Origin of the sequence: Pseudoalteromonas sp. OF5H-5 (genome assembly GCF_021530695.1) — a bacterium.
GTDB lineage: Bacteria > Pseudomonadota > Gammaproteobacteria > Enterobacterales > Alteromonadaceae > Pseudoalteromonas.
The window spans coordinates 1-1,030 of sequence record NZ_JAKGBF010000060.1 but is presented as its reverse complement, the minus strand read 5'-3'; the positions used below and the strand labels follow the sequence as shown (position 1 = coordinate 1,030).

Genomic DNA, 1,030 nt, shown 5'->3' with positions numbered 1-1,030 from the left:
GTAGCGTGCTGACCAGCGGGTCGTCTGGTTGGTCAGCTATGAATACGTGTGCATCTGAAAGCTTAGTTGCGTCATCAGTTGCAACGGCGGGGTAAAGTTTTACAAGATCAAATGCGCTGCGCGCATGGTCTACGTCGCTGATTGAGCTAAATACATCGTTTAGCTTTCCGCTTATCACCGCGTTGTTGGTGCGGTGGCCGCCTGCATTGGGGGCGCTGCCGAGCCGCTGGGGTTTGAATATCTTTAAATGACTTCTTAGCATCTTTATACCACTTTTAATCTAAGCGTTATGTTTTCAAAAAAATCAGGTACGGCATCCGAGTAATAACTAACGGCACTGCCTGTGCAGGGCTTTTGACTGTGGTCCCAAACCACGGTGTATACCGTGCCTCGTATCGATATATCAAACGCGGTTAGCGTGGTTCGGCTATGGTCAAATAGTGCAATGTAGGCACTCGCAGTCTCCAGCACACTCTCAATTGTGATAGGCCGACCAGGTAGCTTTGTTTTTTCAATATGAGGCGCGCCGTTAATGGCGAGTTCCGTTTGCTCAGCAATGGCTTGATAATCGTGCTCATCTGTCCACACGGCGTGTGGTAGTTCTATGGCGTTAATTACTATCATTGTGCGTTACTCAATTGTTCAAGCTCTTCTAAAAGTTGATCACGGATAGTGGTGTACAGCTCAGCGGTGTTACCACTGGGTAATTTGAGTTCCAGCACAATGCGCTTACCTGATTGTTGGCCTGTCAGTAGGGTTAGCAATTTATCAAGTTTGCCATTAACGGCATCACTCAGTGGTGAGCTATTGTTTGGCCTAGTCGGTGCGGGACTTGGGCTGTAATACTCAGTGTTTTCACGCGGTGTGATTGTGTTTGAGCGTGTGGGATTACGCTTGGCACTGGCAACTTGTTTGAGCGATTCACGCTGGCGGTCAATTAAATCTCGCAATGCGCGCTTTTGTTCGCCATCGATATAAACGAGCTGTTTAAATATCCGGTCATAAATTTTGGATAGCTCTGACGTTGATG

General features: G+C 47.7%; 1 protein-coding gene and 2 pseudogenes. All 3 read right to left on the bottom strand.

Annotated elements, in window-relative coordinates; genetic code table 11:
* A pseudogene (locus L1271_RS24650) lies at positions 1-262 on the bottom strand (hypothetical protein); the annotation flags it as partial.
* 2 nt (positions 263-264) lie between these two features.
* Positions 265-624, bottom strand: coding sequence for a hypothetical protein (locus L1271_RS24645; protein WP_235369057.1), 360 nt, complete (start codon positions 622-624; stop codon positions 265-267).
* Positions 621-1,030, bottom strand: a pseudogene (locus tag L1271_RS24640) (tape measure protein); the annotation flags it as partial. The pseudogene L1271_RS24640 and the gene L1271_RS24645, both read right to left, overlap by 4 nt.